Annotated in this window: 21 protein-coding genes; 7 read left to right on the top strand and 14 right to left on the bottom strand. The window is 72.7% G+C overall.

Going from position 1 to position 23,366, the window contains the following annotated elements; all coding sequences use genetic code 11:
* Positions 1–52: 52 nt before the first annotated feature.
* The 5 genes from ACFVSN_RS43830 to pdxH all read right to left on the bottom strand — a co-directional run bounded on the left by ACFVSN_RS43830 (position 53) and on the right by pdxH (position 7,989).
* Positions 53–1,285 (bottom strand): FxsB family cyclophane-forming radical SAM/SPASM peptide maturase, encoded by a 1,233-nt coding sequence (locus ACFVSN_RS43830; protein ID WP_387959100.1) that lies wholly within the window; start codon positions 1,283–1,285, stop codon positions 53–55.
* Positions 1,286–1,472: 187 nt separating this feature from the next.
* Entirely contained in the window at positions 1,473–5,486 is a 4,014-nt protein-coding gene (fxsT, locus tag ACFVSN_RS43825) for an FxSxx-COOH system tetratricopeptide repeat protein (RefSeq protein WP_380498376.1), read from the bottom strand.
* Positions 5,476–6,858, bottom strand: a complete 1,383-nt coding sequence (locus ACFVSN_RS43820) for a TIR-like protein FxsC (protein ID WP_380435558.1) — start codon at positions 6,856–6,858, stop codon at positions 5,476–5,478. The genes fxsT and ACFVSN_RS43820 overlap by 11 nt, the downstream gene beginning before the upstream one ends.
* Before the next feature lie 160 nt (positions 6,859–7,018).
* Positions 7,019–7,210, bottom strand: coding sequence for an FxSxx-COOH cyclophane-containing RiPP peptide (gene fxsA, locus ACFVSN_RS43815; RefSeq protein ID WP_359967709.1), 192 nt, complete (start codon positions 7,208–7,210; stop codon positions 7,019–7,021).
* Between the two features lie 146 nt (positions 7,211–7,356).
* A complete protein-coding gene (gene pdxH / locus ACFVSN_RS43810; RefSeq protein WP_380435760.1) occupies positions 7,357–7,989 on the bottom strand; it encodes a pyridoxamine 5'-phosphate oxidase in 633 nt (210 codons plus the stop codon).
* A 418-nt stretch (positions 7,990–8,407) separates the two neighbouring features.
* Here pdxH and ACFVSN_RS43805 point away from each other — a divergent pair, with 418 nt between their 5' ends.
* Both ACFVSN_RS43805 and serC read left to right on the top strand, forming a co-directional pair.
* A complete protein-coding gene (locus ACFVSN_RS43805) occupies positions 8,408–9,508 on the top strand; it encodes a citrate synthase 2 (protein ID WP_380435555.1) in 1,101 nt (366 codons plus the stop codon).
* A 163-nt stretch (positions 9,509–9,671) separates the two neighbouring features.
* The gene (serC, locus tag ACFVSN_RS43800) at positions 9,672–10,790 is read left to right on the top strand and encodes a phosphoserine transaminase (protein WP_380435553.1); all 1,119 of its coding nucleotides are present in this window, start codon (positions 9,672–9,674) and stop codon (positions 10,788–10,790) included.
* Positions 10,791–11,059: 269 nt separating this feature from the next.
* On the opposite strand, the gene ACFVSN_RS43795 is transcribed toward serC, so the two are convergent.
* The gene (locus ACFVSN_RS43795) at positions 11,060–11,854 is read right to left on the bottom strand and encodes an SDR family oxidoreductase (RefSeq protein WP_387959097.1); all 795 of its coding nucleotides are present in this window, start codon (positions 11,852–11,854) and stop codon (positions 11,060–11,062) included.
* 110 nt (positions 11,855–11,964) lie between these two features.
* Here ACFVSN_RS43795 and ACFVSN_RS43790 point away from each other — a divergent pair, with 110 nt between their 5' ends.
* Complete coding sequence (locus ACFVSN_RS43790; protein WP_380498372.1) at positions 11,965–12,555, top strand: TetR/AcrR family transcriptional regulator; 591 nt, start codon at positions 11,965–11,967, stop codon at positions 12,553–12,555.
* Here ACFVSN_RS43790 and thpR read toward each other — a convergent pair whose 3' ends face one another.
* Positions 12,556–13,149, bottom strand: coding sequence for an RNA 2',3'-cyclic phosphodiesterase (gene thpR, locus ACFVSN_RS43785; RefSeq protein ID WP_380502535.1), 594 nt, complete (start codon positions 13,147–13,149; stop codon positions 12,556–12,558). It lies immediately after the preceding gene.
* A gap of 53 nt (positions 13,150–13,202) precedes the next feature.
* Here thpR and ACFVSN_RS43780 point away from each other — a divergent pair, with 53 nt between their 5' ends.
* A complete protein-coding gene (locus ACFVSN_RS43780; protein ID WP_380502538.1) occupies positions 13,203–13,721 on the top strand; it encodes a GNAT family N-acetyltransferase in 519 nt (172 codons plus the stop codon).
* Between the two features lie 63 nt (positions 13,722–13,784).
* Here the strand turns inward: ACFVSN_RS43780 and ACFVSN_RS43775 are convergent, their stop codons facing one another.
* A complete protein-coding gene (locus tag ACFVSN_RS43775) occupies positions 13,785–15,305 on the bottom strand; it encodes an MFS transporter (protein WP_380498369.1) in 1,521 nt (506 codons plus the stop codon).
* Positions 15,306–15,427: 122 nt separating this feature from the next.
* Positions 15,428–15,862, bottom strand: coding sequence for a MarR family transcriptional regulator (locus tag ACFVSN_RS43770; protein WP_359967692.1), 435 nt, complete (start codon positions 15,860–15,862; stop codon positions 15,428–15,430).
* A 143-nt stretch (positions 15,863–16,005) separates the two neighbouring features.
* Between ACFVSN_RS43770 and ACFVSN_RS43765 the strand changes: the two genes are divergently transcribed.
* On the top strand, positions 16,006–16,410 hold the full coding sequence (locus ACFVSN_RS43765) for a VOC family protein (protein ID WP_380435541.1): 405 nt from the start codon (positions 16,006–16,008) through the stop codon (positions 16,408–16,410).
* 339 nt (positions 16,411–16,749) lie between these two features.
* Positions 16,750–17,526: an MHYT domain-containing protein gene (locus ACFVSN_RS43760; RefSeq protein WP_380435539.1), complete on the top strand. Its 777-nt coding sequence runs from the start codon at positions 16,750–16,752 to the stop codon at positions 17,524–17,526.
* 96 nt (positions 17,527–17,622) lie between these two features.
* Here ACFVSN_RS43760 and ACFVSN_RS43755 read toward each other — a convergent pair whose 3' ends face one another.
* A complete protein-coding gene (locus ACFVSN_RS43755) occupies positions 17,623–19,335 on the bottom strand; it encodes an enoyl-CoA hydratase-related protein (RefSeq protein ID WP_387959094.1) in 1,713 nt (570 codons plus the stop codon).
* A 196-nt stretch (positions 19,336–19,531) separates the two neighbouring features.
* The gene (locus ACFVSN_RS43750; protein ID WP_380502550.1) at positions 19,532–20,455 is read right to left on the bottom strand and encodes a DUF4231 domain-containing protein; all 924 of its coding nucleotides are present in this window, start codon (positions 20,453–20,455) and stop codon (positions 19,532–19,534) included.
* Between the two features lie 133 nt (positions 20,456–20,588).
* On the opposite strand from ACFVSN_RS43750, the gene ACFVSN_RS43745 reads away from it, so the two are divergent.
* Complete coding sequence (locus ACFVSN_RS43745) at positions 20,589–21,038, top strand: VOC family protein (RefSeq protein ID WP_380498367.1); 450 nt, start codon at positions 20,589–20,591, stop codon at positions 21,036–21,038.
* Positions 21,039–21,140: 102 nt separating this feature from the next.
* Here ACFVSN_RS43745 and ACFVSN_RS43740 read toward each other — a convergent pair whose 3' ends face one another.
* From ACFVSN_RS43740 to ACFVSN_RS43730, 3 genes are all read right to left on the bottom strand, one after another.
* The gene (locus ACFVSN_RS43740) at positions 21,141–21,560 is read right to left on the bottom strand and encodes a PIN domain nuclease (protein ID WP_380502553.1); all 420 of its coding nucleotides are present in this window, start codon (positions 21,558–21,560) and stop codon (positions 21,141–21,143) included.
* Positions 21,557–21,757 carry a type II toxin-antitoxin system VapB family antitoxin gene (locus tag ACFVSN_RS43735; protein WP_380498365.1) on the bottom strand — a complete coding sequence of 67 codons (201 nt, stop codon included), beginning with the start codon at positions 21,755–21,757 and terminating at the stop codon, positions 21,557–21,559. Before ACFVSN_RS43735 ends, ACFVSN_RS43740 begins: the two co-directional genes overlap by 4 nt.
* 116 nt (positions 21,758–21,873) lie before the next feature.
* Positions 21,874–23,334, bottom strand: coding sequence for an NCS2 family permease (locus ACFVSN_RS43730; RefSeq protein WP_380502556.1), 1,461 nt, complete (start codon positions 23,332–23,334; stop codon positions 21,874–21,876).
* Between the last annotated feature and the right edge of the window lie 32 nt (positions 23,335–23,366).

The following is a 23,366-nucleotide window of genomic DNA, read 5'->3' as shown; positions in this document are numbered from 1 at the left end:
TCAGACTGCCAACGGTGAGAACACCCCACCCACAGAGTCGGCAGTCGGAAAATCATCCAGCCCCCGGAGCGGCCACCCCCGGAGCCACCCCCGGCGAACCCCACCCACCCGAAAGCCCACGACCCCCCAAGCCCCGCGCAGCGGCCCCCACCTCCACCCGCAACCGCCCCACCACATGCCGAATCAACCGATCCAAATCAGCGCAATACACAGACGGATGCCCGAACCCGTCCCCCGCATACCGATGCGCATAGAGCCCACCCCCACACACCCGGACCAACGGGCACCCCACACACACCGGCCCGAGCCCGTCCACCCCACGCTGGCGAGCCAAGAAGGCCGGATGCGCCGCAGCGTCGGCGAAGCCGTGCCGCCACACGTCCAGTCCCGTCGCCGCGGCGCCGTCGTACGCGGCCTTGAGACTGTCCGCCTGCTCGATCGTGCCGTCCGCCTCGATCACCACGAGGTCCACCGGCGCGAGCCCGACAGCCTCGCTGGCCGCGCGCCCTCCGAGCAGCAGCACGGCCAGCTCCTCGAACAGCCGCACGCCGGTCTCCCGCCGGGGGGCGTCGAACCACCGGTCGAAGGCGGCGATCAGCCACTCCCCGTACGGCGCCGCCTCCCCGCCGGCCGGGGGCGCGGACGGCAGGACGCGCCGCACGCCCGCCGGCTGGGACTGCCAGGTCGCGTGCGGCAGGAGCAGGTCGAGCCGGGGCGGGGCGAACTCCAGCAGGGCCTCGTAGGTGGCCACCGGGTCCGCCGCCAGGTCGACGACGCACAGCAATCCGGCGAACAGCGAGCGGTGTTCGGGCGAGCCGAGCAGCCGCACCGCTTCGGCGGTCCGCTCCCAGCTGCCCGCGCCGGAGGGCAGCAGCCGGTGCCGGTCGTGGTCGGCGCGCGTGCCGTCCAGTGACACCCCGACGCCGACGCGGTACCGGTGCAGGACGTCCAGGAGCGCGGGCTCGTCGAGCAGCCGGAGCCCGTTGGTCTGCAGGCTGAACCGGACCCGCGGCCCGGCTCCCGCCAACTCCCCCAACAGGTCGTCGAGATGACGGGGACCGACGAGCAGCGGCTCCCCGCCGTGCAGCACCACGACGACCTCGTCGAGCCCGTGCTCGGCCGCGTGCTCGGCGATCCGGCGCGCGGTGCGCCGGACCACCGGCAGCTCCATCCGCCGGGGCCGGTCCCGCCAGCTCTGGTCCGCGGCCTCGTAGACGTAGCAGTAGTCGCAGGCCAGGTTGCACCGACTGTGGATCTTCAGCAGGAACTGCCGGAACGCCACCATACGGCGAGCCTAACCCCGCCCGGCCGAGCCCCTTGCCACACGGCCGATCCCCCTGCCGCACGGCCAAGCCCACTGCCACACGGCCAAGCCCCTTGCCACACGGCCGATCCCCTTGCCGCACGACCATGCCCCCTGCCACACCGCCGAGCCCCCTGACAGCAGTGGGCACCGATTCATTGACGACACGTCACACGTGCGGCGGCTCCACGTCCGAGTCGAGCCGCAGCCCCGCCTTCACCGCCACGGTCGTCGGGTGCTCCTCCCCCAGCGTCGCCCGGGCCCGGCGGATGCAGTCCGCCCGCAGCTCGGCCGCCCGCTCGGTCTGCCCCGCGGTCGCGAGCGACAGCGAGAGGTTGGAGTTGATGCCGATCGAGTCGTAGTGGTCCTGGCCGAGCGTCGCGGTCATGAGGGGCGCGGCCTCCAGTTCCAGGGCCAGCGCCTCCTGCGTCTCCCCGGCCAGCGCCAGGTCGTTCGCGTGGTTCATCATCGCGATCGGGATGTAGAGGTGGTGGTCCCCGAGGACCGTCCGGAACTGCGCCAGGGTCCGCCCGGACAACGCCTTCGCCTCCTCCAGGCGGCCGGCCAGCCGCAGGTAGACGGACAGGTTGTTGGCGCCCGCCAGGGTCACCGGGTGGTTCTCGCCCAGGTAGTCGCGGTACCGCGCGAGGGCCCGCTCGGCGAGCGGGATGGCCCGCTCGGTGAGGCCGAGGGCGTTGAGGTCGCTGGCCAGGTTGGTGGCGGCGGCGAGGGTGTCGGGGTGCTCGGGGCCGTTGATGTCCAGGTAGCGCTGGTAGATGTCCTCGTCTATCTCCAGGGCCTCGTTGTAGCGGCCGGCCCGCCGCAGGGCCACGGCGAGGTTCTTGCGGGCGCGGAGGGTGTCGGTGTGGCCGTCGCCGATGGTCTGCTGGTAGATCCGGACGGTCTCCTCCAGCAGGTCGAGGGCCTCCCGCAGGCGTCCGGTCTCGCGCAGGTCGCGCGCGTAGTTGGAGGCGGACGAGAGCGCGTAGAGGCTGTGCGCGCCGAGGGCGTCGCGCTGCTGGAGGTAGTTGCTGCGGTGGCGCTCCAACGCCGCCCGCCGGTCGCCGGCCAGGTAGTCGGAGACGGCGAGGTTGTTGGTGATCATGAGCGTGCGCGGGTGGTCGGGCCCGAGGGTGCGCCGGGCCGCGTCCAGGGTGCGGCGGTCGAGGGTGCGGGCCTCGTCGTAGCGGCCGAGGAAGCGCAGGTCGGCGCCGAGGCTGTTGGCGACGGCGAGGGTGTGCGAGTGCTCGGGGCCGAGGGTCGCGGTGAACCGGTCCAGGATGTCGCGGTCCATCTCGTACGCCTCCTGGAGGGCGCCCTGGGACCGCCGGATGTTGCTGAGCTGGGTGCGCAGCATGAGCGTCTGGGCGTCGTTGTCGACGTCGAAGCCGGGCCCGCCGTAGCCCTCCCGGCTCCAGTGTTCGAGCGTCCGCTCGGCGAGTTCCCGGCCGGACTCGTGCAGGCTGCGCTTCCACTGGTAGCGGACGGAGTCGATGATCCACTGCCGGACGTCCTCGTCGGCGCTGTCGACGGCGCCGGAGGGCCACAGGTGCGGCAGGAGTTCGGCGTACTCGGCCCAGTTGGCGGGGACGTCGGGGTCGCCGGGGTTGGCGGTGGCGAGCGCCGCGTGGACGACGCCGCGCAGTTCGGCCCGCCGTTCCTCCTCGACCTGGTCCCGGAGCACGGCCTGGACGAGCCGGTGCACGGTGATGGTCTCGCTGCCCTGGTCGGTGCGGGCGAGCCCGAACCGGTTGATGGCGCGCAGGAATTCGCCGATCGCGAGCTTGTCGCGGGGCGCGCGCGGGGGCAGCCGCAGGGCGCGGGTGACCGCGCGGCTGTAGAGCAGCCGCATCGGGATGGCGTCGGGGCCGAAGAAGGCGCAGATCTCCAGGATCTGGGCGGCCGGGGCGTTCATCCGGCGCAGTTCCTCGACCGAGATGCGCCAGGTGGCCGCGGCGGAGTGCGGGTAGTCGGCGGTGCGCAGGGCGGTGCGCTCCAGCATCTCGGTGAGCTCTTCGTCGAGCAGTTCGAGGTAGGTGGCGATCGGCATGGACGTCTCCTGCAGCCAGACGGCGGCCTGGCCGACGGCGAGCGGCAGGTCGCCGAGGCGGTGGGCGACCTGGTCGGCGTCCTCCAGGGAGAGGCCGCTGTTGAAGCGGCGCAGCAGCCGGATGCTCTCCTCGCGGAGGAAGACGTCGACCTCGACGAGGCCGGCGTGCCGGGCCCAGCCCTGGTTGCGGGAGGTGATCAGGACGTGCCCGCCGGAGGAGCCGACCGGCTGCCAGGGGGCGAGTTCCTCGGGGGTGCCGGCGTTGTCGAAGACGAGCAGCCAGCGGCGGTAGGGCTGGCCGCGGCGCAGCGCGTCGAGGACGGCGGCGGCGGTGTGCGCGACGTCGTCGCTGGTGGGCACGCCGAGCCGCGGGGCGAGTTCGGCGAGCTTCTGCGGGATGTTGGCGGGTTCCTCCGCGGGCACCCACCAGACGACGTCGTAGGCGGCCTTGAAGCGGTGGGCGTACTCGGCGGCGATCTGTGACTTCCCGGCGCCGCCGAAGCCGTACAGGACCTGGCTGAGCACGGCGCCGGGGCCGCCGGTGAAGCGGTTGCGGAGCAGTTCGAGGAGCTTGCCGCGGCCGATGAAGGAGGCGTTGCGCGAGGGCGCCTCCTGGACCTGCGGGGCGGTGCCGGGGAAGCGCGCGGGGGCGAGGAACTCGCCGCTGTCGGAGTCGGACTGGCGGGCGCTGCCGGGCGGCGGGCCGAGCTCGCCGTAGAGCTGGGACTCGGCGGCGACGGCGGAGGAGCGGACGAGGTCGGGCGCGGCCTGGCCGATGAACGGGCGGGGCACCGGCTCGTCGGAGTCCTGCAGCCGCAGGGCGACGAGGGCCGGGGAGCCGGAGGCAAGTTCGCGGCCCTGGAGCAGTTGCCAGACCTCGGCGGCGCGGGGCAGCGCGGTGTACTCGGGCGAGAGCAGCGCGAGCAGCCGGCCCTGGCCGTCGAGCGGCCCGGCGACCTCGGGCGGGCGGCCGCCGGTGTACGGCTCGGCGGCGTTGTGCAGGGAGGACTGATAGCCGAAGCGGGTGAGGGTGCCGGCCGCCCACTCGGCCCACATCCGGTCCTCGGGCGCGTAGCTGACGAAGACCTGCCGGGGCACGGCGCGGGCGGAGCGCAGGTAGGCGCCGTAGAGGCGGCGGCGGGTCTCGGAGCCGAGCGGGCGCAGGGTGCGGACCCTGCCGTCGGTGATCCAGCCGGCCAGCCGTTCGAAGGCGTTGAGCAGGCTGCGGGCCTCCTGCGGCCGGTCGGCGACGGTGGCGGGCACCTCCTCGTAGGCGTAGAACGGCTTGTACGGGACCTCGACGTCGGCCCAGTAGCCGGCCCGGCGTTCGGCGGGCAGCCAGCGGCCCAGGTAGGGCGCGAAGGCCTCGCGGGCGAAGTCGCGGCCGGCTTCGAGGCGCTCCTGCTCGGCGTCCTCGACCCGCATCGGCACCGGCAGGACGCGGATGGCCCGTTCCTCGGCCTCGGCGATGGCCCGGGCGGCGTCGACGCCGCCGCGGATGTTCTGGGCGCTGAAGGTGAAGCAGTCGACGACGGAGTCGGGCATCAGGACGGTGCAGATGCCGGAGGTGTCGCTGACGCCGGTGCGGCTGTCGATGAGCACGTAGTCGTACGTACGGGACCAGCGTTCGCGCAGCTCGCGCAGGAACTCGCCGCCGCGGATGTCCCGCCCGTGGTAGAAGCTGCGCCAGTTGAAGCTGGTGACGGCGGCGGCGTAGGCGGCGTTCTGCCGGCCGGCCGGGAGGAAGTCGAGCCGTCCGCCGGCCGGCAGGTCGAGGGCGAGGCCGCAGACGTAGGCGTCCAGCCGGCCCGGTTCGTCGAGCCAGGCGGCCGGGGGCAGGCCGGTCGGTCCGACGGCGGAGGGCAACGCCTGTTTGACGTAGGAGCGCAGCAGGTCGATCAGGCCCTCGGTGGAGTGGAGTTCGGGGTCGACCAGCAGCGGATGGTAGTAGCGGTGGAGGCCGGGCGCCTCCAGGTCCCAGTCGACGACGAGGACGCGCAGGCCGCGGCTGGCGAGGATCCAGCCGACGTTGGCGAGGGCCATGGTGCGGCCGGTGCCGCCCTTGAAGGAGTAGAACGTGACGACCGATCCCGGTCCGCCGCGGGCCGGCTCTGTTCCGGGCTCAGTGATCATCGTCCTGGTCTCCCCTCAGGGGCGCTGCGTCGTCGTGGTGGTCGCGCGGGTTCGGCACGTCGGGCGGGTTGGGCCACCGCCCCGGTTCCCGTGGCGGGGTCTCCGGGGCCGGCTGCGGACCGAACGGGATGGCCAGCCCGGGGATCGCCCGTTCGCCGGTGCCGCCGGGGCCGAAGCCGAATGCGCCACCGTCATCGTCCCCCCAGTCCAGGTTGTCGTCCATGAGCTTGTTCTGAGCGACCGTCACCATGATGGTGAGGTCGGAGTCGAAGTTCTCCCGGTTCACCTTGACGCGGAAGAGGTGCTCCGGGTCGCTCCGGCGCAGCCAGTTGCGGCGGAACACGCCGCGCACGCCGGCCCAGAGCGCGTCGCGCTCCCCCTCCGGGTCGGCGCTGCCCATCGGGACCATCACGCCGGTGACGGGGTGGTTCTGGTCGTCGTACTCGCGCAGTGCGGTGCGGTAGCGGTCGTGCCCGGCCACCCAGGGGTCCACCAGCAGGACGCTGACCTGGCTGTCCTCGCGGGCCTGGTCGAGCTTCTCGCCGAGGCCCGTGCCGACCTCCTCCAGGGTGGTGGTGTGTCCGGCGGCGGTGATCACCCGCTGGGCGCGCACCGCGAGGGACGGCGTCGTGGGCGGGTGGTACGGCGCCCAGTGCCAGGGCTTGGCCCCGTACCAGCCGCCGGCGTGGGAGCCGCCCTCGGCGGCGGCCTCCGAGGCCCGGCCGGCCGCGATGAACAGCCGGACCATGCCCGCGGCGGCCGTGGGCTCCACCGGCTGCGGGCCGGGGAAGTAGCCGCGCACCGCGTTGAGGTCGAAGTCGGCGAGCTCGGTGAGGCGGCGCGCGGCCGCGTCGCGGACGCGCTCGGCGACGACCTTGACGACCTGCCGGTAGGCGTCGCCCTGCGGCCCGGTGCGCAGCAGCGCGCGCAGGCCGTACCGCGCGTAGGCCTCGCCCATGTCCGGCTGGGCCCACTGGATCTTGGTGACCTCGGCGGCCAACTCGCCCGGGACGACCGGTTCCCAGAGCACCGGGACCAGCGCCGGGATGAGCTCGCCGGTGTCCTCGTGGTGGCGCCGGACGCGGCCGCGGAAGGCGGTCCACTCCTTGCCGCAGTAGAGGCTGGCGAAGTAGGCGGGCGAGTAGAGCGCGACCATCGTGCGGCTGCGGCCCAGCATGGTGGCGAGCTGCTCGGCCCAGTCGTCGCCGACGCGCAGTTGCTCGGTGTCGCGGTACGCCAGCTCCTCGGCCCGCGCGGCGGGTTCGATGCGCCCGAGCTCGTCTCTCAGGTCGTTGAAGAACTGGTCGACGAAGGCGTCCTCCGCCTCGAAGTCCACACGGGCGTAGCTGAAGAAGAAGTAAGGCTGCAGCACTCTGTCCCCCGAGGCCCGACGGTGTCGCGACGGCGCTGGTTTCATACCCAGCATGTCGTGAACTCCACCGGCCGCGCGGGGAAGTTGGCGAACTCGGAGGCTCCGGGGGGTTTACCCGGTGGTGGGGCGCACGCCCCGGCCGGTCCCGCTACCGCCCTCGCTACCGGCCGAGCGCCGACTGGAACGCCGCGAGCGGTTCCGCGCCGGGGGTCAGCGCGTCCGCGACCACCCGGCGCAGCAGGTCGCCGAGGACGGTGTCGGGCAGCGCGTCGAGTTCGTCGAGCGGCAGGGCGGCGACGTCGACCAGGTCAGAGCCGAGTCCAGCGGCGGTTTCCGCACCGGTGACGCCCATCAGTCCCTCACTCGATCGTGTCGGCACGGCGGGCTGGTGCCCCGGTGGGATCCGACCCAGGTCCGCGCGGGCAGAATGCTACTACGCCGCACCTTGATCATGACGGACCGTCAGGTCAACTGTGCCGCCGCGCCCCCGCCCCGCCGTCAGGGGCAGAGGCGTTCGACGCGCCAGCCGGTGGGGGCGGCGGGGTCGGCGAGGTAGCGGAGGCGGTCGTGGAGGCGGTTCTCGCGGCCCTGCCAGAACTCGACGCTCTCCGGGACCACCCGGTAGCCGCCCCAGAACGGCGGGACGGGCACGCCCTCGCCCTCGGGGTAGCGGCGTTCCAGTTCGGCGTAGCGCCGTTCGAGGACCTCGCGGCCGGCGACCGGGCTGGACTGCTCGCTGGCCCAGGCGCCGAGCTGGGAGCCGTGCGGGCGGGTGCGGAAGTAGGCGGCGGTCTCGTCCCGGCCGACCTTCTCGACCCGGCCCTGGACGATGACCTGGCGGGCCAGCGCGATCCACGGGAAGAGCAGGGCCGCGTGCGGGTTCGCCGAGAGCTCCGAGCCCTTGGTGGAGCCGTAGTTGGTATAGAAAACGAAGCCGCGCGCGTCGTAGCCCTTGAGCAGGACGGTGCGCGAGTTGGGCCGCCCCTGGGCGTCGGCGGTGGAGAGCACCATGGCGTTGGGCTCGATCACGCCGGCGTCGTCCGCCTCGTGGAACCAGCGGGTGAACTGGCCGAGCGGGTCGGGCGCGAGCTGCTCCTCGACCAGGCCCTCGTGGGTGTAGTGCTTGCGCATCACCGTGAGGTCCGGACCGGGCCGGGCCTCGTCGGCCAGGTTCCGGGTGGCGGGGCTCAGGGGCGTCGACTGGGCGCGTTCCGGGGTCTGCACGCCAACATCATCCCGTACGACAAGCAACCGGCACCGCTACCTCGAGACAAACCCCGGTGGGAGATAAGGTGACTCGCCACCGCTTGGCCGCCCGTCGTACGGTGAATTGTCCGGAACACGGCTTTCGGTTCCGGAGATTTCCCGGGCACGACCGACCCTCGGCGGAAAAGTCAAGCGGGCCCGCGGGAAACATCACCACGGTGGTGTATGGCGCAATGCACCCCGTGCCTGCCACTCTGGCACCGAGTGCCAACCACCATTCGGTCACTGGCGTGCCCGCCCCACCACGGCGGAGCGCCGATCGCAGAACTGAAGGAGCCGTCGCATGTCCGACTTCGTACCCGGGCTTGAGGGAGTCGTCGCGTTCGAGAGCGAGATCGCGGAGCCCGACCGCGAGGGCGGCGCCCTCCGATACCGCGGTGTGGACATCGACGACCTGGTCGGCAAGGTCTCCTTCGGCCACGTGTGGGGCCTGCTGGTGGACGGCAAGTTCAACCCCGGCCTGCCGGCCGCCGAGCCCTTCCCGATCCCGGTGCACTCCGGCGACATCCGGGTCGACGTCCAGTCCGCGCTCGCCATGCTCGCCCCGGTCTGGGGCCTCAAGCCGCTGCTCGACATCTCCGCCGAGCAGGCCCGCGACGACCTCGCCCGCGCCGCCGTCATGGCCCTGTCCTACGTCGCCCAGTCGGCCCGCGGCCAGGGCCTGCCGATGGTCCCGCAGAGTGAGATCGACAAGGCCGAGACGGTCGTCGAGCGGTTCATGATCCGCTGGCGCGGCGAGCCGGACCCGAAGCACGTCAAGGCCGTCGACGCGTACTGGACCTCGGCCGCCGAGCACGGCATGAACGCCTCCACCTTCACCGCCCGCGTCATCGCCTCCACCGGCGCCGACGTCGCCGCCGCGCTGTCCGGCGCGGTCGGCGCGATGTCCGGCCCGCTGCACGGCGGTGCGCCCTCCCGCGTGCTCGGCATGATCGAGGAGATCGAGCGCACCGGCGACGCGGTCACGTGGGTCAAGAACGCGCTGGACAAGGGCGAGCGCCTGATGGGCTTCGGCCACCGCGTCTACCGCGCCGAGGACCCGCGCGCCCGCGTGCTGCGCCGCACCGCCAAGGAGCTCGGCGCGCCGCGCTTCGAGGTCGCCGAGGCGCTGGAGAAGGCCGCGCTGGAGGAGCTGCACAACCGCCGCCCGGACCGCGTCCTCGCCACCAACGTCGAGTTCTGGGCCGCCATCATGCTGGACTTCGCCGAGGTCCCGGCGCACATGTTCACCTCGATGTTCACGTGCGCGCGCACGGCCGGCTGGTCGGCGCACATCCTGGAGCAGAAGCGCACGGGCCGGCTCGTGCGCCCCTCCGCGCGCTACATCGGCCCCGGCGCGCGTCGCCCCGAGGAGATCGAGGGCTGGGACGCCATCGTCCACTGACGTCAGGCGGACGCCCCCGGCGTCCCCCTGACGCACCGTCCCTGACCAGCGGGTCCGGCCCCGGCCGGACCCGCTTCGGCTTGTCCGGGAGCAGTCGAGATCACAGTCTCAGGACGCGGACGACCGTATCCCCGCCCGTGCCCCGGCCGGTAGGCTGCGGCGCGTGGCTCAGATCCAGATCCCCGCTGACATCAAGCCCGCAGACGGCCGTTTCGGCTGCGGACCGTCCAAGGTGCGCCCCGAGGCCCTGAGTGCCCTCGCCGCCACCCAGACCTCCCTGCTCGGCACCTCCCACCGCCAGGCCCCGGTGAAGAACCTGGTCAAGCGCGTGCGCGAGGGCGTGAGCAGCCTGTTCTCGCTGCCCGAGGGCTACGAGGTGGTGCTCGGCAACGGCGGCTCCACCGCCTTCTGGGACATCGCCGCCTTCGGCCTGGTGCGGGAGAAGTCCCAGCACCTGGACTTCGGCGAGTTCTCCTCGAAGTTCGCCTCCTCGGTCAAGGCCGCGCCGTGGCTGGGCGAGCCGAGCGTGATCAAGACCGCCCCGGGCACCCACCCGCTGCCGGTCGCCGAGGCCGGCGTGGACGTCTACGGCCTCACCCACAACGAGACCTCGACCGGTGTCGCGATGCCGATCGCGCGCCCGGCGGGCGCGGACGAGGGCTCGCTGGTGCTGGTGGACGCCACCTCGGGCGCCGGCGGCCTGCCGGTGGACATCACCGAGACCGACGTCTACTACTTCGCCCCGCAGAAGTCCTTCGCCTCCGAGGGCGGCCTGTGGCTGGCCACCTTCTCCCCGGCCGCCCTGGAGCGCGCCGCCGAGATCGCCGCCTCCGGCCGCTACATCCCGCCGTTCTTCTCGCTGCCGACGGCCATCGACAACTCGTCGAAGGACCAGACGTACAACACCCCGTCGCTCTCCACCCTGTTCCTGCTGGCCGACCAGCTGGAGTGGCTGAACGGCAACGGCGGGCTCGACTGGGCCGTCGCCCGTACGGCTGATTCCTCGTCCCGGCTGTACGGCTGGGCCGAGAAGTCGTCCTACGCGACCCCGTTCGTCGCCAACCCGGCCGAGCGCTCGCAGGTGGTCGGCACGATCGACTTCGACGAGTCGGTGGACGCCGCCGCGGTCGCCAAGGCACTGCGTGCCAACGGCATCGTGGACACCGAGCCGTACCGCAAGCTCGGCCGCAACCAGCTGCGCATCGCGATGTTCCCGGCGATCGACCCGGCGGACGTCGAGGCGCTCACGCAGTGCATCGACTACGTGGTCGAGGCGCTCTAGCACCCGGCACACCGACGACGAGAGGGCCACCGCACGCGTGCGGTGGCCCTCTCGTCATTGCCGCGTGGCTGCTGCCGGAGTGTTGCAAGGGTGCCGCCGGAGTGCCGCCGGACTGCCCCCGGCGGGAGGCCCGCCGGGGTGCCGCCGCTACCGGTTGACCAGCGAGCCGACCAGGACGACGACCAGCAGGAGCACCAGGGTGCCGGTCACGATGCGCATGCGAGTCTTGGGATCCACGGTCAACGAGCGTACCTCCGGCTCACCCCCGGCTAGACGCCGAGTCCGGCCCCGCCGGTGGCGTCGATGTTCTGGCCGGTGACCCACCGGGAGTCGGCGGAGGCCAGGAAGGCCACGATGTCGGCGATGTCCGACACCTCGGCGACCCGCTTGAGCACCGACTGCCCGGCCGTCCGCTCCCGCGCCGCCGGGTCCTCCAGCCACGGGTTGACGTCGGTCGGGACGACGCCGGGCCGCACCGCGTTCACGGTGATCCCGCGCGGCCCGAGCTCCTCGGCCAGGGCCAGGGTGAAGGTCTCCAGCGCGCCCTTGGTCATCGCGTAGGCGATGGCCGACGGGAAGGCCACCCGGGTCACGGCGGACGAGACGTTGACGATCCGCCCGCCGTCCCGCAGGCGCTCCAGGCCTCGCTGGACGACGAAGAACGGCGCCTTGGCGTTCACCGCGAACACCTCGTCGTAGCCCGTCTCGGCCAGCTCGTGGACCCTCCCGAACAGGCCCATGCCCGCGTTGTTGACCAGGACGTCCAGCCCCTCGGCTCCCCCGCCGTGGCCGGCCCCGTGCTCGGCGCCGTACGCCGCCAGCCCCTGGTCGAAGGCCGCCCACAGCGCGTCGGCGTCGCCGGGCACGCCCAGCTCGGCGCCGATGGCGAAGGCCCGTCCGCCCGCCGCCTCGATCGTCCGCACGACCTCCTCGGCGGCCTTCCCGTTGCGGCCGTAGTGCACGGCGACCAGCGCGCCGTCCCGGCCGAGCCGCTCGGCGATGCCCCGCCCGATGCCCCGGCTGCCACCCGTCACCAGTGCCGTCTTCCCTGCCAGCGCGCCCATGGCCACGCCCCCTCACTCCGGTCGACTCCTGCAGCGATCTGTTTCTGTAGTGATCGCTAATGAATGGAACCGTAGCACGGCTTCTGTAGCGCTCGATATAAAATCTGGCCATGACCAGCACGACGCGCGGGCGCCCCCGCTCCTTCGACCGCGAGGCCGCCCTCGAACAGGCCCTGCGGCTCTTCTGGGAGCGCGGCTACGAGGCCACCTCGGTCGCCGACCTCACCGCCGCCATGGGCATCCGCCCGCCGAGCCTGTACGCGGCCTTCGGCGACAAGCGGACGCTCTTCGCCGAGGTCGTGGCCCGCTACCAGGAGACGTACGGCATCCACACGGCGCGCGCCTTCGCGGAGGAGCCGACCACCAGGGCCGGCGTCGACCGGATGCTGCGCGAAGCCGCCGCCGTGCTCACCGACCCGGCCCACCCCTGGGGCTGCCTGCTGGTCGGCTCGACGGTCAACTGCACCTCGCCCGACGTCGTGCAGGCCGTCCGCGAGCAGCGCGAGGCCAACGTGCGCGACCTGGAGTCCCGGATCCGCGCCGACGTCGCCGCCGGCCTGGAGCCGGCCGGCACCGACCCGGCCGCGCTGGCGCAGTTCATCGCGACCGTCGTCCACGGCATGACGCTGCGCGCCCGCGACGGCGCGAGCCGGGCGGAGCTGGAGCAGGTCGCGGCCGTCGCGATGCGCGCCTGGCCGTGATCAGTCGACCGCCCAGCGCGCCAACGGCCAGGCGCGGACGGTCTCGTAGTGCGCGAAGCCGCCGTCCAGGTCGCTCTTCATCAGGCGCAGTTCGGCGGCCTCCCACTCCGGCCCCCGGTAGTCGGCCAGCGCGGCGGCCAGTCCCTCCAGCTCGGCCGCCGCGACCCGCTGGACGGCCCTCCGGTGCCCGCGCGACGAACCGGCCCGGGCGAGCGTGAGGTGCGGATGGAAGGCGAACGCGTCCACCTCGCCGGTGACGTCCGCGGTGGCCTCGTTCACGGCCTCGGCGAGCCTGCGCAGCGCCCAGGCCTGCCCCTCGACCCCCGCCCAGAGCACCCGGTCGCCGAACCGGCCCGCACCCGCGAGCCGCAGCCGGTGCGCCGGGTGGGCCTCGGCGACGGCGGCCAGGGCCGTCTCCAGCTCCGGCAACCGGTCCTCCGGCACCTGCCCGAGGAAGGCCAGCGTCAGGTGCCAGCCGTCGACCGTGGTCCAGCGCAGCCGGTCCGCCCCGGGCAGCCCGCGCACCGGCGCCACCGCGTCGGAGAGCCCCTGCAACGCCTCGACCGGCGGGAGCACCGCCACGAACAATCTCATGGTCTTATCTTCCGCCCTTCCGCCGAGCCGTCGTCTGCACTAGAACTTTCTCCATGAAGATCCGCAACGGGGGCCCCGAAGACGTGCCCGACCTGCTCGCCCTGCTCGACGACGCCGTGGCCTGGCTGGCCGGCCAGGGCCGCACCGGCCAGTGGGGCGACCAGCCCTTCTCCACCCTCCCGGCCCGGGTGGAGCACGTCGAGAAGTACGGCCGCGAGCCGTTCCTGATGCGCCTGGCCGTGGACGACGAGGGCCGCACCGTCGGCGCGTGCGTCCTGTCCGAGGAGCGGGGGCAGTACATCCCCGCCGTGGACGAGCGCGAGCTGTACGTCCGCAACCTGGTGACCGACCGTACGCGCAAGGGCTCGGGCATCGGCGCCGCGCTGATCGCCGACGCGCTCGACGAGACCCGCCGGCGCGGCATCGGCCTGCTCCGGGTGGACTGCTACGGCGGCAACGACCGCAAGCTCGTCGGCCAGTACCGGGCCCTCGGCTTCACCGAGACCGAGTCCTTCGAGGTCGAGCAGCCGAACGGCGTGTGGGTCGGCCAGGTCCTGGAGATCCGGCTCTAGGGACAGCGTCCGGGTACACCTCAGGCCTCGGGGGCGTCGCCGCACCCGAGGCCTGACGATTCGTCAGCAGGCCGGAGCCAGCTGGGACTTGGAGGTGGCACGGGTCCGCGGCACGACGGCCACCACCCGGCCGCCGCGGCCCGGGTGCAGGTCGAAGCGCACCTTCAGGTCCGCGCTGCGGGCGAGCACCAGGCCCACCGCACCGGCCGCCAGCGCGGACACCAGCCCGCAGGCCAGCAACCCGAGCCGGGGCCCGTACGAGGCGGTGACCCAGCCCACGATCGGCGCGCCGATCGGCGTGCCGCCGGTGAAGACCAGCACCAGCAGGCCCATCACCCGGCCCCGCATCTCGGGGTCGGTGGCCAGCTGCAGCATCGAGTTGACCGAGGTGTTGAAGCTCAGCCCGAACACCCCGATCAGCGTCAGCAGCGCCGCGAAGGTCCAGTAGTCGGGCGCGAACGCGGCCACGACCTCCAGCGCGCCGAAGCCCAGCGCCGCCGCCACCAGCCGGCGCAGGCGCGGCGCGCCCCGGCGGGCCGCGAGCAGCGCTCCGGCCAGCGAGCCGACCGCCATCGCGGTGTTCAGCAGGCCGTACTGCCCGGCGCCCACCTTGAAGGTGTCGTGCGCGAAACCGGCCAGCAGCGTCGGGAAGTTGAAGCCGAAGGTGCCGATGAACCCGGCGAGCACCATCGGCCAGAGCAGCTCGGGCCGCTCCTTCACGTACCGCAGTCCCTCGCGCAGCTGCCCCTTCTCGCGGGCGATCGGCTCGGTCGGGCGCAGCTCGCTCTCCCGCATCGCGAGCAGTCCGCCGATCACGGCGGCGAAGGACAGCGCGTTGACGGCGAACGCCCAGCCGCTGCCGACCGCGGCGATCAGCAGGCCCGCGACGGCGGGGCCGACCAGGCGCGCGGTCTGGAAGTTGGCGGCGTTGAGGCTGACCGCGTTGGCGAGGTCCTTCGGGCCGACCATCTCGGACACGAAGGCCTGCCGGGTGGGGTTGTCCACCACGGTGACCAGGCCGAGGAGCAGGGCGAACGCGTACACGTAGTACGGCGTCACGATGCCGCCGACGGTCATCACGGCGAGGCCCGCGGCGAGCAGGCCCATCGCGCCCTGGGTGTAGATCAGCAGTCGGCGCTTGGGCATCCGGTCGGCGAGGACGCCGCCGAACAGGCCCAGCAGCAGCATCGGCAGGAACTGCATCGCGGTGGTGATGCCGACGGCGAGCGGGCTGCCGGTGAGGCTGAGCACCAGCCAGTCCTGGGCGATCCGCTGCATCCAGGTACCGGTGTTGGACACCACCTGGCCGGCGAAGTAGTAGCGGTAGTTGCGAACGCGCAGTGAGGAGAACATCCCCCGGGGCCGCGTGAAGGTGGCACCGGTCGGGGATGCGGCCGCGTGGCTGCGGCCAGGAGCGGCGGGGTCGTCCGCCGCGGTGCGTTCGTCGGGGTCGTCGTCGCCGTTGCCCGGCAGCCCCGTGGGGGCGGGTGCCTGGCTGTCGGCGGCCGCGGCGGTGGCCGCGGCGGGGTCGGTGGTCGGCTCGTCGGTACGGATGGCGGCGGCGGCTGCGGCCGGCGGTGTCACGGTGTTCTCCCCTCGCGGCGCGACGGCCCGTACAACGGCCGTCGCGCTCCTGGTGTTCGTGGTCGGTCCTGCGGTGATGCGGTGCTCCTTCTTCTCCGACTGGCAGGTCGGACTGGGCGTGCCTAGAGGTGTGCGAGCTTGTAGAGCACGGGCGCGGCCTCCCGGAGGACGGCCCATTCCTCCTCGTCGAGCCCTTCGGCGAGCTCGGCAAGCCAGGCGTTGCGACGCCGGCGGCTCTCCGCCAGGATCGCCTCGGCCTGCTCGGTGCTGCTGACGACCACCTGGCGGCGGTCCTCGGGGTGCGGCTCGCGCCGCACGAGCCCCTTCTCCTCCAGCATCGCGACGATCCTGGTCATCGAAGGGGGCTGCACGTGCTCCTTCCGGGCGAGCTCACCCGGCGTGGCCTTTCCGCACCGGGCGAGGGTGCCCAGCACCCCCATCTCGGTAGGGCTCAGCGACTCCTCGACCCGCTGGTGTTTGAGCCGGCGGGAGAGGCGCATCGTGGACGATCGCAGCTGGTTGACCGCTGCGAGGTCCTGCTCGGACATCTCGGGCATGGTCGTTAGCTTACGTCATTACTCTCGCTAACGAAAATTGGTTACCGCCCTCCCCACCCTCCCCGCGGTCCACCGCCGCGCCGGAAGATCGCCCCGGTGCCATATTGGACATAGGTCTCGACTCCCAGAAGGGCCGACCAGACATGTCCGACCTCGCCGCCGACCAGGCCGCCCCGAACGGCACCGGCTTCGCCCGGCTCGCCCTGGTCACCATCGACTGCGCCGACCCGGTCGCGCTGGCCGGGTTCTACGGCGAACTGCTCGGCTGGGAGACCCGCCACGCGGACGAGCACTTCGCGATCCTCGACAACCCCGAGGGCGGCAGCCCGCTGGCCTTCGGACGGGTCACCGGCTACCGCCCGGAGCCCTGGACGGAACCGGACGGCGGCAAGCACTTCCACCTCGACTTCTACGTCGACGACCTCGACGAGGCCATCGGCCGGGCCCTGGAGCTCGGCGCCACCGAGCCGACGTACCAGCACGGCCGCACGCTCAAGGTGCTGATCGACCCAGCCGGCCACCCGTTCGGGCTAGCCCCCCTGGACTAACCCACGAACGGGCCCGGCGGACCTGCGCAGAGGGTGTCAGGGATTGGTGCCAAGATCATGCAGGCCCCGTAAAGGCCCACGCTGACCTGGGACTTCACGAAAACGCCGAACCTTGTGCGGCCGCCGGGCAGTGGTTACTGTCCCGGTTGTCAGGGCCCCGTTGTCAGGGGCACCACATGTCAGGGGCACCATGCCAGGTCTCCCCCCGGCGGACCCCGTCCGTGCCCACTGCGCACGCCTTCCCACGCGCCCCACCGGCCGTCCCGTTCCTCCCGGCAGTCCCGCGTCCGCCCGAGCCCTGGCGCCCTCTTCCCCCCTCATCCGTCCAGGGAGCTGTCATTGGGTGAGATCCACCATGCCGACCACGGCTGGATAACACCGGCGGTCTCGTACTTCGTCGCCTGCCTCGGCTCGTTCGTCGCCCTGCGCAGCGCCCGCTGGGCGCTCGTCTCCCAGGGCCGCACCCGGGTCAACTGGCTGCTCTTCGCCGCCACTTCGCTCGGCGCCGGAATCTGGTCCATGCACTTCATCGCGATGCTCGGCTTCTCCGTCAGCGGCGTCGACATCACCTACCGGCCCGGGCCGACGGTGCTCAGCCTCGTGGTCGCGATCGTCGTCGTCGGCGTCGGCCTGTTCACCGTCGGGTACAGCAGGCGCCCGGTGCTGTCGCTGCTCGCCGGCGGCCTGACCACGGGCCTCGGGGTCGCGGCGATGCACTACCTCGGCATGGCCGCGATGGTCCTGCCCGGGCACGTGCACTACGACCGCACGACGGTCGGGCTGTCCATCGGCATCGCGGTGTTCGCGGCGACGGCCGCGCTCTGGGCCGCGCTGAACATCCGCGGCACGCTGGCCGTCCTGGCGGCGGCGCCGGTGATGGGCGTCGCCGTGTGCGCGATGCACTACACGGGCATGTCGGCGCTCTCCGTCGAACTCGACTTCTCGCAGAACACCCAGGGCGGCGTGATGGCGCTGGAGTTCATCTTCCCGCTCGGGGTCGGGCTCGGCTGCTACGTGTTCTTCGGCGCGCTCGCCTTCGCGGTGTCGCCGAGCAAGAGCGTCACCCAGCCCGTCGTCGTCGGCCACGCCGCACCACTGGCCGCACGCCGGCGCTGAGCGCTCGCCGGCTCTGAGTGCTCGCCGACACTCAGCGCACGCACGGCGGAGGCCGGGCCCGAACCCACCGGGCCCGGCCTCCGCTTTCGCGTCCCGCTACTCGGGCCCGCCGAGCAGCCCGGTCAGGTGCTCCGGCGTGGCCACCGGGCACACCTTGCGGACGAAGTCCCGCCGCAGCCCGTGGTACGGCTCGCCCGCGCGGTAGAAGTTGGCGTGCATGCGCCGGAGCTCCTCCGCCCGGCAGTCGGCGAGCGGGCGCTCCTCGTCGTCCGCGGCCAGCCGGCGCTTCTTGTCGACCAGCCGCGCGGTGAGCTCCGGCGAGGCGGCGAGGCGGGCCGCCTCACGGACCGTCCAGCGGCGGAAACCGGCCGCGTCCCCGCCCTCCGTGCGGTCCACCAGGCCGATCCGGCGGGCCTGCTCGGCCCCGACCGGCAGCGCCTCGGTGGTCAGCCGCTCCGCCCACTCGGCGCCGACCCGGCGCGGCAGGGTGTACGTCCAGTACTCGGAGCCGTACAGGCCCATCAGCCGGTAGTGCGGGTTGAGCACCGCCGACTCGCGGCACCACACCTCGTCGGCGGCGATCGCCAGCATCAGCCCGCCCGCGGCGGCGTTCCCGGCGAGCGCCGAGACGGTCAGCTTGTCGGTCGTGGTGAGGATCGCCGTGACCAGGTCGTCCATCGCGTTGATGTTCTCCCACGACTCCAGCGCCGGGAAGGACGCGCCCTCGATGACGTTGAGGTGGATGCCGTTGGAGTAGAAGTCCCGGGCCGCGCCGAGCACCAGCACCGAGGTGGGCCGGTCGGCGGCCGCGCGGTAGGCGGTGAGCAGGCGGCGGCACTGCTCGGTGCTCATCGCCCCGCCGGTGTGGGCGAATTCGAGGAAGCCGACGTCGCCGTCCTCGTGGTAGCGCAGCTCCGACCAGGTGTCGCGGCGGGCCGCCTCGGCCGGGGTCACCGGCACCTCGCGGACGCGGTGCAGCTCGTCGGCGAGCACCGTCGCGGCGGGCAGCTTGAAGGTGGCGGGCCCGCCCGGGGTGCGGCGCGGGCGCAGCTGCGGGATCCACACCGCGCCGTCCACGGTGGCCCGGCAGATCGCGCCGTCGCGGGTCGCGAGCACCTCGCCGGGCACGGGGCCGCGCAGCTCGTCCTCGGGGTGGCCGCCGTGCAGGAAGAAATCGCGGCCGTACAGCTCGTCGAGCACGCCGGGCTGGGAGTCGGCGGCGCGGAGCTTGCGGAGCACGGTGGCGGTGTCGTCGGCGGACCAGTCGATCCGGCGCGCGTCCTGCCGCAGGAACGGGCGCAGCCGGCCGCGCACGTCGGGCCGGTCGTAGTCGAGCGGTTCGGGGGTGAACAGCCCGCCCTCGTGACGCTGGACGGCCAGCAGGACGGCCTCGACGGCGGCGTCGGCCACCTCGTTGCGGTACAGCTCGCTCTTGCCGCACGCGGGGACGGTGAACTCGACCGACGCCCAGATGTCGCCCGCGTCCATCTCCCCGACGGCCTGCAGGACGGTGACGCCCCAGCGCTCGGCGCCCTCGGTGATCGCCCAGTCCAGCGAGGACGGGCCGCGGTCGCCCTTGGGGCCGGGGTGCACGATGAGGACGGTCCGGGCACGCCAGACGTCCTCCGGGACGGCCTTGGTGAGCATCGGGCAGACGATCAGCTCGGGATCGGTCCGGTCCACCGCGGCCCGCACCTGTTCGTCGCCGAGGGCGAGCTGGACGGCGACCTGGTGGCCGCGCCCGCGCAGTTCGGTGTGGACGCGCTGGGTCAGGCTGTTGAACGCACTGGCGATCAGGAGAATGCGCAAGGGGGCCTCCGACGGGGACTGGGGGTCGCGCGCGGAGGCGATGAAACCAGGGCATGGACACGTAATGATTACGGTCGGCCCGTCCCCGCCCGACCCTCACGCACCCTGCACACCTGTGGCCCCGGCATGGCGCACGCTTCGCGGGATCTCCCCAGCCCCTCCCCGGAGTTGACCTCCCGCGTTCGCCTCCGTCGGGTTAGCGGGGAAAGGCCCGGCGGGCCCGCCAGGTGGTGTGCTCGCGGGAGACCGCGTCCTCGGCCTCGGCGGCCAGGCGGGCCCAGCGGGTCTCCGCGTCCGGCGCCCGGGGGTCGAGGTCGGACAGCTGGTTGCCGACGTTCTCCAGCTCGCGGGCGGCCAGCTGGTAGGCGGCGGCCAGCGGGCGGAGCTGCTTGAGCTGCGTCCAGGCGATGATCGACGCGGCCGCGGCGGAGCTGGCGCCGAAGACGTGCACCTGCAGCGCGCCGGTCGCCTGCGCGATGGCCGCCGCCGCGCCGATGATGATCAGCACCGCGATGCCGAGCCCCCACGACACGGCCTGCGACTCGCACGCCTCGGCCCGGGAGCGGTACCAGGTGCGCTGACTCTCGACCCGGGTGCGCAGGTAGAGCGTCCGCCGGGCGGTCAGCGAGCCGGCCCTGGCCAGCCGCATCTCGGGGGTGATCTCGGGGACGGTGCCGGGCGGCACGATCTCCGGGTCCTCGAAGGCCCGCATCACGTCTTCGAGCTGCAGCAGGTAGCCGCGGTCCACGTCGGGCGAGTCCGCCTCGCCGTCGAACGGGCGGGCGCGCACCGAGTACTTCCAGGCGAGCGTCTTCACCGACTCGGCCGCGGCCCTGGCCTCGTACCAGCGGCCCTGCGGGTTGCTGCGGCGCAGCCGGGACCAGAAGTAGCCGGCGACCAGGAAGGCCACCACCGAGAAGAGCGGCGCGATGTCGCCGTCGCCCGCCTTGTCCGGGCCCGGGAACGAGCCGATCACGGCGGCGATCACCAGCATCGCGATCAGCCCGCGGTACCACCGGAGCGTCTCGCGCTGTCCGTCCAGCGAGGCCTTGTCCGCCGTCCAGAACAGGTCCGGCAGCAGCTTGGCCTCGTCTCCCCCGGGCGGATCCTGTTGCACCATCGGTCGAGCCCCCTCCCCGTCGCCCCGTCCAGGCAGTATGCCCCCGGCCAACTCCGGTACACAGTCACATTTTTGACACCTTTCCCACGCGTCCGATTGTCTCCCTCGACCGGTAACCGATATAACCGGTTACATGCCGCTGCACTGGAAACTCGTCGTCGACTGCGCCGATCCGCTCCGCCAGGCCGCCTTCTGGGCCGCCGCCCTCGACTACGCGGTCGAGGACAACAGCGCCCTGGTCACCCGCCTCCTCGCGGCCGGCGCCCTCCCCGCGGAGGCCGTGACCGAGTTCGAGGGCCGCCCCGCCTTCCGCGCCCTGCTCGCCGTCCGCCACCCGGACGACCCGTTCGACCCGGCCACCGGCACCGGCCTGGGCCGCCGCATCCTCTTCCAGGCCGTCCCCGAGCCCAAGGAGACGAAGAACCGCCTCCACCTCGATCTCCACCCCGGCCCCGGAGCCCGCGAGGCCACCGTCACCCGCCTGCGGTCCCTCGGCGCCACCGTCCTGCGCCACGTGAAGGAGAACGGCGGCGAATGGACGACGATGGCCGACCCCGAGGGCAACGAGTTCTGCGTCCAGTAGCCCGGCCGAAACACACCGCGGCCCCGCCCTCCACGGAGGAGGGCGGGGCCGCGTGCGGGGCGTACCGCGCTCAGAGCAGGCCGAGGGCCGGCATCAGGTAGTTCAGTCGGCCGTACCGCCCGGCACGACCCAGCGAGTGGGCTGCCCGGTGATGGACGCGATCATGTCGTAGTCGCCGTCGTAGTGCAGGACCGTGACCCCGTGCCGTTCCGCCGTCGCGGCGATCAGCAGGTCGGCCATCGACAGGGCGCGATGGTTCCCGCGGAACAGCGCACGACGCTGGATGTCCTTCGCCCGGTCCCAGACCTCATCGGTGCACGGCAGGTAGTCGAACCCCCGGAGCAGGTGGCTCAGCCGGTCCGCTTCCGCCGCACTCCGGGCGCTGTGCAGGACCTCCATCTCGACCGCGGCGCTCACCGCGAGGAGCGCCCGCTGCGAGAGATCGTCGAGAACCGGCCGCACCGCCGGTTTGCCCCAGCGCGCCAGGGCCGACTTGTCGATCAGGTAGCGCTCTCGGGTCACGCGGCAGCCGACTTGCCCGGCTCCCCGAGGAGGTCGAACTCCCCGTTGGCGATGGCATCGGCCAGCTCTATCCGCCTGGCCAGCTTCACGGCCTCCAACAGCGCCGCATTGACCGTGGCGACCTTCGTCGTCGTGCCGAACAAGCGCTGCGCCTCGGCGAGAAGGTCATCGTCGAGATCGATCACCGTGCGAGCCATGGCCTTCTCCCTCGATCGACAACAAGAAAACGATATCAGTCCAGGAACATTCTCGATATCGAACACGGCCCCGCACCCAAGGGGTGCGGGGCCGTCGGAAACCCGGCGAAGCAGGCTCAGAGCAGGCCGAGGGCCGGCATCAGGTAGTAGAAGGCGAAGACGCCCGCGACCGCGTACATCGGGATCGGGACCTCGCGGCCGCGGCCCGCGGCGATGCGCAGGATGCAGAAGGCGACGAAGCCGAAGCCGATGCCATTGGTGATGCTGTAGGTGAAGGGCATCATCACGATCGTCAGGAACGCCGGGATCGCGATCGTGTAGTCGGCCCAGTCGATCTCCTTGATCGAGTTGGCCAGGATCAGGAAGCCGACGGTGACCAGGGCCGGGGTGGCGGCCTGCGCGGGGACCATGGTGGCGAGCGGGGTGAGGAAGAGCGCCACCACGAAGAGCAGGCCCGTGACGATCGAGGCGAAGCCGGTCCTGGCGCCCTCGCCGACGCCGGCCGTGGACTCGACGAAGCAGGTGTTCGCGGACGCGGAGGTGGCGCCGCCGGCCGCCGTGGCGATGCCGTCGACCATGAGGATCCGGTTGATGCCCGGCAGGTCGCCCTTCTCGTCGAGCAGGTGGGCCTCGTCGGCGACGCCGAGGATGGTGCCCATCGCGTCGAAGAAGCACGACATCAGCACGGTGAAGACGAACAGCGCGCCGGTCAGCACGCCGACCTTCTCGAAGCCGCCGAACAGGCTGACCTTGCCGACCAGGCCGAAGTCCGGGGCCGCGACCGGGTTGCCGGGCCACGCCGGGACGGTCAGGCCCCACTTGAGCGCCGGGATGTCGGCGAACTTATCGATCACGACGGCGACGGCGGTGCTGACCGCGATGCTGATGAGGATCGCGCCGGGCACCTTGCGGATCACCAGGACGAGGGTGAGCAGCAGGCCGACGACGAACACCAGGACCGGCCAGCCGAGCAGGTGGCCGCTGCCGCCGAGCTGGAGCGGCACGGTGGTGTGGGCGGCGTCCGGGATGCGGCTGACGAAGCCGGAGTCGACCAGCCCGACGAGGCTGATGAACAGGCCGATGCCGATCGCGATGGCCTTGCGCAGCCCGAGCGGCACGGCGTTCATGACCCGCTCGCGCAGCCCGGTGGCGACCAGCAGCATGATCGCGAAGCCGGCCAGGACGACCATGCCCATCGCGTCCGGCCAGGTCATCCTGGGCGCGAGCTGGAGCGCCACGATGGTGTTGACGCCGAGGCCGGCGGCCAGGCCGATCGGCACATTGCCGATGACGCCCATCAGCAGGGTGGTGAGACCCGCGGTGAGGGCGGTCGCGGTGACCAGCTGGGCGCTGTCCAGGTGGGTCCCGTTCAGGTCCGTGGCGCTGGCCAGGATGATCGGGTTGAGCACCAGGATGTAGGCCATGGTGAAGAACGTGGCCACGCCGCCGCGGATCTCGCGCGGCAGGGTGGAGCCGCGCTCGCTGATCCGGAAGTAGCGGTCCAGGGCGCCGGAGGGCGGCTCGGGCGCGGTGTCGGCGGGCTCGGGCGACTCGGTGGTCGGCTGGACCACAGGCATGCGTGCGTCCTCTGTGGGGGGCGGAGGAGGGG

Source organism: Kitasatospora sp. NPDC057904 (genome assembly GCF_042887925.1).
In the GTDB taxonomy this organism is placed as follows: domain Bacteria; phylum Actinomycetota; class Actinomycetes; order Streptomycetales; family Streptomycetaceae; genus Kitasatospora.
Note: the sequence above shows the minus strand (reverse complement) of the source record. Positions and strands in the feature narration are given on the sequence as shown.

Bases quoted from the DNA above. Each gene is read 5' to 3' on its own strand.
- ACFVSN_RS43735 (WP_380498365.1), bottom strand. From the start codon at position 21,757: ATGGCTCGCACGGTGATCGATCTCGACGATGACCTTCTCGCCGAGGCG.
- ACFVSN_RS43770 (WP_359967692.1), bottom strand. From the start codon at position 15,862: ATGCCCGAGATGTCCGAGCAGGACCTCGCAGCGGTCAACCAGCTGCGA.
- fxsA (WP_359967709.1), bottom strand. From the start codon at position 7,210: ATGGGCGTCACCGGTGCGGAAACCGCCGCTGGACTCGGCTCTGACCTG.
- ACFVSN_RS43765 (WP_380435541.1), top strand. From the start codon at position 16,006: ATGTCCGACCTCGCCGCCGACCAGGCCGCCCCGAACGGCACCGGCTTC.
- ACFVSN_RS43790 (WP_380498372.1), top strand. From the start codon at position 11,965: ATGACCAGCACGACGCGCGGGCGCCCCCGCTCCTTCGACCGCGAGGCC.
- ACFVSN_RS43750 (WP_380502550.1), bottom strand. From the start codon at position 20,455: ATGGTGCAACAGGATCCGCCCGGGGGAGACGAGGCCAAGCTGCTGCCG.
- ACFVSN_RS43830 (WP_387959100.1), bottom strand. From the start codon at position 1,285: ATGGTGGCGTTCCGGCAGTTCCTGCTGAAGATCCACAGTCGGTGCAAC.
- pdxH (WP_380435760.1), bottom strand. From the start codon at position 7,989: ATGCGCAAGCACTACACCCACGAGGGCCTGGTCGAGGAGCAGCTCGCG.
- fxsT (WP_380498376.1), bottom strand. From the start codon at position 5,486: ATGATCACTGAGCCCGGAACAGAGCCGGCCCGCGGCGGACCGGGATCG.
- ACFVSN_RS43780 (WP_380502538.1), top strand. From the start codon at position 13,203: ATGAAGATCCGCAACGGGGGCCCCGAAGACGTGCCCGACCTGCTCGCC.
- ACFVSN_RS43730 (WP_380502556.1), bottom strand. From the start codon at position 23,334: ATGCCTGTGGTCCAGCCGACCACCGAGTCGCCCGAGCCCGCCGACACC.
- ACFVSN_RS43745 (WP_380498367.1), top strand. From the start codon at position 20,589: ATGCCGCTGCACTGGAAACTCGTCGTCGACTGCGCCGATCCGCTCCGC.
- thpR (WP_380502535.1), bottom strand. From the start codon at position 13,149: ATGAGATTGTTCGTGGCGGTGCTCCCGCCGGTCGAGGCGTTGCAGGGG.
- ACFVSN_RS43805 (WP_380435555.1), top strand. From the start codon at position 8,408: ATGTCCGACTTCGTACCCGGGCTTGAGGGAGTCGTCGCGTTCGAGAGC.
- ACFVSN_RS43795 (WP_387959097.1), bottom strand. From the start codon at position 11,854: ATGGGCGCGCTGGCAGGGAAGACGGCACTGGTGACGGGTGGCAGCCGG.